At 63.6% G+C, this 5,751-nt stretch carries 4 protein-coding genes; all 4 read right to left on the bottom strand.

Going from position 1 to position 5,751, the window contains the following annotated elements; genetic code table 11:
• Positions 1-280 precede the first annotated feature (280 nt).
• Positions 281-2,341, bottom strand: a complete 2,061-nt coding sequence (gene oadA, locus AC11W3_RS17250; protein WP_484093424.1) for a sodium-extruding oxaloacetate decarboxylase subunit alpha — start codon at positions 2,339-2,341, stop codon at positions 281-283.
• Positions 2,342-2,375: 34 nt separating this feature from the next.
• Positions 2,376-4,133, bottom strand: a complete 1,758-nt coding sequence (locus AC11W3_RS17245; protein WP_484093423.1) for an acyl-CoA carboxylase subunit beta — start codon at positions 4,131-4,133, stop codon at positions 2,376-2,378.
• Positions 4,134-4,249: 116 nt separating this feature from the next.
• On the bottom strand, positions 4,250-5,407 hold the full coding sequence (locus tag AC11W3_RS17240) for an acyl-CoA dehydrogenase family protein (RefSeq protein ID WP_484091716.1): 1,158 nt from the start codon (positions 5,405-5,407) through the stop codon (positions 4,250-4,252).
• A 96-nt stretch (positions 5,408-5,503) separates the two neighbouring features.
• Positions 5,504-5,751, bottom strand: a 248-nt coding sequence (locus AC11W3_RS17235) for an SDR family oxidoreductase (RefSeq protein ID WP_484088227.1), incomplete at its 5' end; no start/stop codon positions are given.

Genomic DNA, 5,751 nt, shown 5'->3' with positions numbered 1-5,751 from the left:
AGGCAGGGCTCCGCGACGCCAGGGGAATAGGCCAGCGACAGGTCCTCCGCGGTCTGGCACGGCTTGGTCGGGGTCACCTCGATCTTTCCCTTGCGACCCATCGAGTGGTATTGCAGTGCAGCGGATTCCTTGCCCATCGTTATCTCCTCCCGGCTCTGGCTAAGTCCCTCCCCCCTGGAGGGGGTGGTTTGGGGTGGGGGGGAAGGCGCCAGCTGTGACTTCGCCGGCTGCTTCACCCACCCCCCTGCCCCCTCCCATCAAGGGAGGGGGAGGTGCGCTTTCAGTTGATGGTCAGGAGCACCTGGCCGATGTCGACCGCGTGCCCCTCCTGGATCAGGAGATCCCCCACGATGCCGTCCTTGTCGGCGAAGATTTCGTTCTCCATCTTCATCGCCTCGAGGATCAGCAGGAGATCGCCTTCCTGGACCGGCTGTCCCGGTTCGACCTCTATCTTCCAGACGTTCCCCGCCAAGGGAGCGGTGATCCCGTTTGCCGGGGGAGCGCTCACCGCGGCCGGGGCGGAGGGGGCGACCGGCTCTGCCCCCTCGAACACCAGGGTGACGAGCGGCTGGCCGATGGCCACGGCATTCCCCTCCTCGATGTGGATCCGTCCCACGATGCCGTCGCGGTCGGCGAAGATCTCGTTCTCCATCTTCATGGCCTCGAGGATCAGCAGGAGATCGCCTTCTTTGACCTCTTGACCCGGATCGACCTCGATCTTCCAGACATTGCCCGCCAGAGGGGACACGATGTCATTGCTGGCGGAGGCTGCGGGCTGTGCCGCGGCCCCGTTGCCGAGTGCGGCGGAAGCAGCCGCGGCGGCCGCTGCGGCTGCGCCGGAGGCCTTTGCGACCTGGACCACGAAGGTCTGGCCGCCTCCGGTCACGGTGTAGGTATCGCCTGCCGCCGGGGCCGCCGGTGCCGCCTTGGGTGCCGCGTCCTCGGCGGTGGGAGCTGGCTCGAACATGTCGGGGTTGTCGCGGTGTTGGAGGAACTTGAGCCCCACCTGCTGGAAGAGGGCGTAGGTTAGGACATCCTCCACCTCGTGATCCCCGGGTTTCAGCCCTTTTTCCGCGGCGAGGCCACGGAGCTCCGCGGTCAGCTTGTCCATCTCCGCGTCGAGCAGGTCAGCCGGACGGCAGGTGATCGGCTCGGCTCCCGCCAGCACCTTCTGCTGAAGCTCCTTGTTGACCGGTGCCGAGGTGGCGCCGTACTCGCCCTTCAAAACGGCGGCGGTCTCCTTGGTCATCGACTTGTAGCGCTCACCGGTCAGGACGTTTATGACAGCCTGGGTGCCGACGATCTGGGAGGTCGGGGTGACCAGCGGGATCATGCCCAGATCCTCGCGCACCCTGGGGATTTCCGCCAGCACCTGGTCCATCTTGTGCCCGGCGTTTTGCTCCCGCAACTGGTTCTCCATGTTGGTCAGCATGCCACCGGGGACTTGGGCGGAGATGATGCGGGCGTCGACCCCCTTGAGAGACCCCTCGAACTTCGCGTATTTCTTCCTGACCTCGGTGAAGTAGTCGGCGATCTCCTGCAGGAGCACCGTGTCGAGGCCGGTCGCCTTGTCGGTTTCCGCCATGATGGCCACCAGCGACTCGGTCGGTGAATGACCGTAGGTCATACTCATGGAGGAGATCGAGGTATCGACGTTTTCCACCCCCGCCTCGATAGCCTTCACGTAGGCGGCGGTGGACATGCCGGTGGTGGCGTGACACTGCATGTGGATCGGGATGTCGATGGCCTTCTTGAGCTTCTTCACCAGTTCGTAGGCGGCGTAGGGGGAAATCAGACCGGCCATGTCCTTGATGCAGAGCGAGTGCGACCCCATGTCCTCGATCCGCTTGGCCAGATCGACCCATTTGGCAACGGTGTCCACCGGGCTCACCGTGTAAGACATGGTCCCCTGGGCATGTTTTCCCTGCTTGATGACCGCCTTGATGGCGGTGTCGAGGTTGCGCGGATCGTTCATGGCGTCGAAGACCCGGAAGACGTCGATGCCGTTCACCGCCGCCCGCTCCACGAAATTCTCGACCACGTCGTCGGCGTAGTGGCGGTACCCCAGGATGTTTTGACCGCGGAAGAGCATCTGCTGCGGGGTCCTCGGCATGGCCTTCTTCAGCTCGCGCAGGCGCACCCAGGGGTCCTCGCCGAGGAAGCGGATGCAGGAGTCGAAGGTGGCGCCCCCCCACATCTCGATGGACCAGTAGCCGACCTGGTCGAGCTTGTCGGCGATCGGGAGCATGTCGTCCAGACGCAGACGGGTGGCGAAAAGGGACTGATGGGCGTCTCTTAGTACTACTTCGGTTATCCCCAACGGTTTGATGGCTTTGCTCATGTTTAGACCTCGTTCCGTATATGGTTGGTGGTTCCTATCCCTTGATGATCCTGGGAAGGAGCATCTGGTGCACCGGGGTGATCGATCTGGGGTTCTGGTAGTTGGCCCCGGTGAAGGCCTCGACGTACTTGCGCAGGTCGGTCAGCGACACGATCTCGTCCACGAAGCCGGAGATGGCGCAGTAGGCCGGGCGCGACTTGTCCTGGTAGTCCTTTATCATCTGGTTCATCTTCTCCAGGACCGGGGTGAGGTCGTTCCCGGCCTCATCCTCCTTGACCAGGCGGCGGGCGTAGGAGGCGGCGGCAGCGGTCTCGCCGTGCATGACGTAGATCTCGGTAAGCGGGGTGCCCAGGGTGAAGGCGTTGTTGTTGTTGGCCTGCGGTCCGCACATGATGTAGTGGGCGGCGGCGGTACCTTTCCTCAAGACGACGCACATCATGGAGAGATCGGTCTGCTCGATGGAGTAGACCAGCGACTGGCCAAGGGCCAGCAGTTCCGCCTCCTCCGCCGGGTCACCGACGTCGATGCCGGTGGTGTCCTGCAGCCAGACGATCGGAAGGTTGTCGCGGCCGCAAAGGGTGACGAACTCGGCCTGCTTGATGAGCCCCTCGCGGTAGTGCTTGCCGCCGACCGCCGGATAGGCCCCCTTGGCGTACTCCGGATAGCCGGGGAAGACCCCCTGGCGGTTGCCGATGAAGGCGACCGGGAAGCCGTCGACCTTGGCGATGCCGGTATAGACCTCTCGACCGTACTCCGGCCGGTATTCCATGAACTCGCTGTTGTCGGTCAGGCGCGCCAGGACCTGGATGGCGTCGTAGGGACGCTTCTGGTTGGCGGGGAGGATCATGTCGAGGTCCCCGGCCGGGAACCTGGGCGCGGCGGGAGCGGCCACCCGGAACATGGTCGGGTCGTAGGCCGGCATCATCCGCATGTAATCCTTGATGCCGTCCAGCACCCCCTGCTCTGTGTCGTGCGCCTCACGGAAGTAGGCGGTCTGGTCGAAGTGGGTCTCCACCCGCCCCGGATCCTTGGCCTTGAAGTTCTTGGTCCCTTCAATGAGCGCCTTGGCGGCTTCGACGTCGACGTACCCCTTGGGGTTCATGCCCCCGACGATGCCGGCGCCACCCACGGCGATGTTGGCGCCGTCATGGGCCAAGAGGATGGTCGGGCTGATCCCCTGGTAGCCGCCGCCTGCCGGGTTGGTGCCGTAGATGGCGTTGAGGATCGGGATCCCCAGGTGGTTCAGGTCCGCATGGCGGTAGAAGGGGGCGCCGCTTGAGCGCCGTCCCGCGTAGACGGTCTCCTGCTCCATGAGCTTCACGCCGCTGCAGTTGGTCAGCCAGACCAGCGGCACGTTCAGGCGCTTGGCCATGTCGGTGACCATCAGGATGTTCTCCGACTGCCCAGCGATCCAGGCCCCGGCCATGACCTTGTTGTCAAAGCCGATGATAACCGCCCACTTCCCCTCGATCTTGCCGATGCCGTTCACGACCCCGGTGCACCCCTCTTCGTTGTCCCTTGGGTTGTACAGGGTGTGCAGCGGGCACCAGGTCCCAGCGTCGACCAGGTAGTCGAGGCGGTCGTAGATGGTCATCCCTCCGCGATCATGAACCTTCTTGGCCGGGATGCCGGCATCTTTCACCCTCTCCACTTCCTGGGCGAGGAACTGCTCCTGCTCCCGGACCAGGCCAATGTTCTCCTGCGACCGCCGGACTTCTCCTTCGCTGAGCGCTTTGCCGATGTCGGCCATCTTCTCGAAATACGGTCGTAGCGGTGTCTGCTTGCGTGGCATTACGGCCCCCTCCTGTTTCATGTGAAAGTATTCGAACCAAGTCTCCCCCCTTCGACAAAGGGGGGCGGGGGGGGATTTGCCCTGGCGTGGGAAATCCCCCGGGATCCTCTTCTTTTCTAGCGGTTCACCACATCGCCCAGGGCGATGCCGGCGATGATGGTCTTCTGGATGTTACTCGTCCCTTCCACGGTCCTAAGGGACATGGAATCGCGCAGCCAGCGCTCGGCCGGGTATTCGGTGGAGAAGCCGTAGCTGCCGAAGATCTTCATGGTCTCGGTGGCCGCCTTGACCGCGGACTCCGAGGCGAAGAGCTTGGCCATCGAGGTCTGGTACTGGTTGGGAAGCCCCTGGTCCTTGAGCCAGGCGGCCTGGTAGACCAGGAGCCTCGCGGCCTCGTGCTCCGCCACCATCTCGGCGATCTGCGCCTGGATCATCTGGTAGGAGCCGATCTTCTTGCCGAACTGGGTACGCTCGTTGGCGTAGGCGATGGCGGCCTCGATGGCTCCGGCGCCGATCCCGAGCGCGCCCGCCGCGCAGCTGATCCTGGTGTTGTTAAGCTGCCACATGCAGATCTTGAATCCGTCGCCGACCTCGCCCAGCACGGAGTCCTTGGGGATCCTGGCCTGGTTGAAGGAGATCTCCCCGGTCGGTGCGCAGTGGAGACCGACCTTGCTCTCGATGGGGGCGGTGATAATCCCGTCGTTGTCCTTGAGGTTGACGATGAAGCAGGTCATGCCCTGGTACTTCTTGCTGCGGTCGGTGATCGCATAGAGGAGACCCCAGTCACCGACGTGGGCGTTGGAGATCCACATCTTCTGTCCGTTGATCTCCCAGTGGTCGCCGCGGTCGACCGCGGTGGTCCCCATGCTGACCACGTCGGAGCCGGAGTTCGGCTCGGTGATGGCGAAGAAGCCGAAGGATTCGGCGCTGACCCAGTCGGGAATGAAGCGCTTCTTCTGCTCCTCCGTGCCGAAGTTGTTGACGGTGATGGCCGGGCCTATGTTCTGCATGTTGAGCGGAAGCCTCGACGAGCCGCTGACCGTGGCAAGCTGCTCGGCCAGGATGACCGACTCGAGGAAGCCGCAGCTGTTGCCGCCGTACTGCTCGGGAAGGGCACACCCGAAGAACCCGAGATCGGCCATCTTCTTCACCAGCTCGGGACGGAAGGTGTGGTTGGCTTCGTCCTCCTTCAGGGTCGGCAGGATCTCCTTTTGGGCGAAATCCCTGGCCATTTCCTGCATCATCTTCTGTTCATCAGTAAGAGCGAACTGCATAGAGACCTCCATTATCCGAAGAGAATTTTTGTGAATTGTCGCGCCCCTCACGTCCCCCCCTTGTTAAAGGGAGAACAGGGGGGATTGGCCTTTCATCTACATCATGGTGTAGCCGCCGCTGGTGCTTAGGGTCTGGCCGGTGATGTTCCCGGCGCAGTTGGAGGCGAGGAAGACCACCGCGCTCGCGGTATCCTCCGGCGTCCCCACCTTGCGCAGTGGGTAGGCCTTGGCAGCCTTCTCCAGCACCTCGGAAGTGAAGGTCCCGAGCTGCGCCTGCCAGTGGCTCCCCTCCCCGATCTCCTCGGGCTTGGGCGGGGTGAGGCCGGGGCAGACCACGTTGAACC

The organism is Geomonas sp., from assembly GCF_056994735.1.
The sequence above is the reverse complement of the archived record's forward strand: the minus strand, read 5'-3'. Positions and strand labels throughout refer to the sequence as shown.

Excerpts from the sequence above, each read along its gene's own strand:
- oadA (WP_484093424.1), bottom strand. The coding sequence starts at position 2,341 with ATGAGCAAAGCCATCAAACCGTTGGGGATAACCGAAGTAGTACTAAGA.
- AC11W3_RS17245 (WP_484093423.1), bottom strand. The coding sequence starts at position 4,133 with ATGCCACGCAAGCAGACACCGCTACGACCGTATTTCGAGAAGATGGCC.
- AC11W3_RS17240 (WP_484091716.1), bottom strand. The coding sequence starts at position 5,407 with ATGCAGTTCGCTCTTACTGATGAACAGAAGATGATGCAGGAAATGGCC.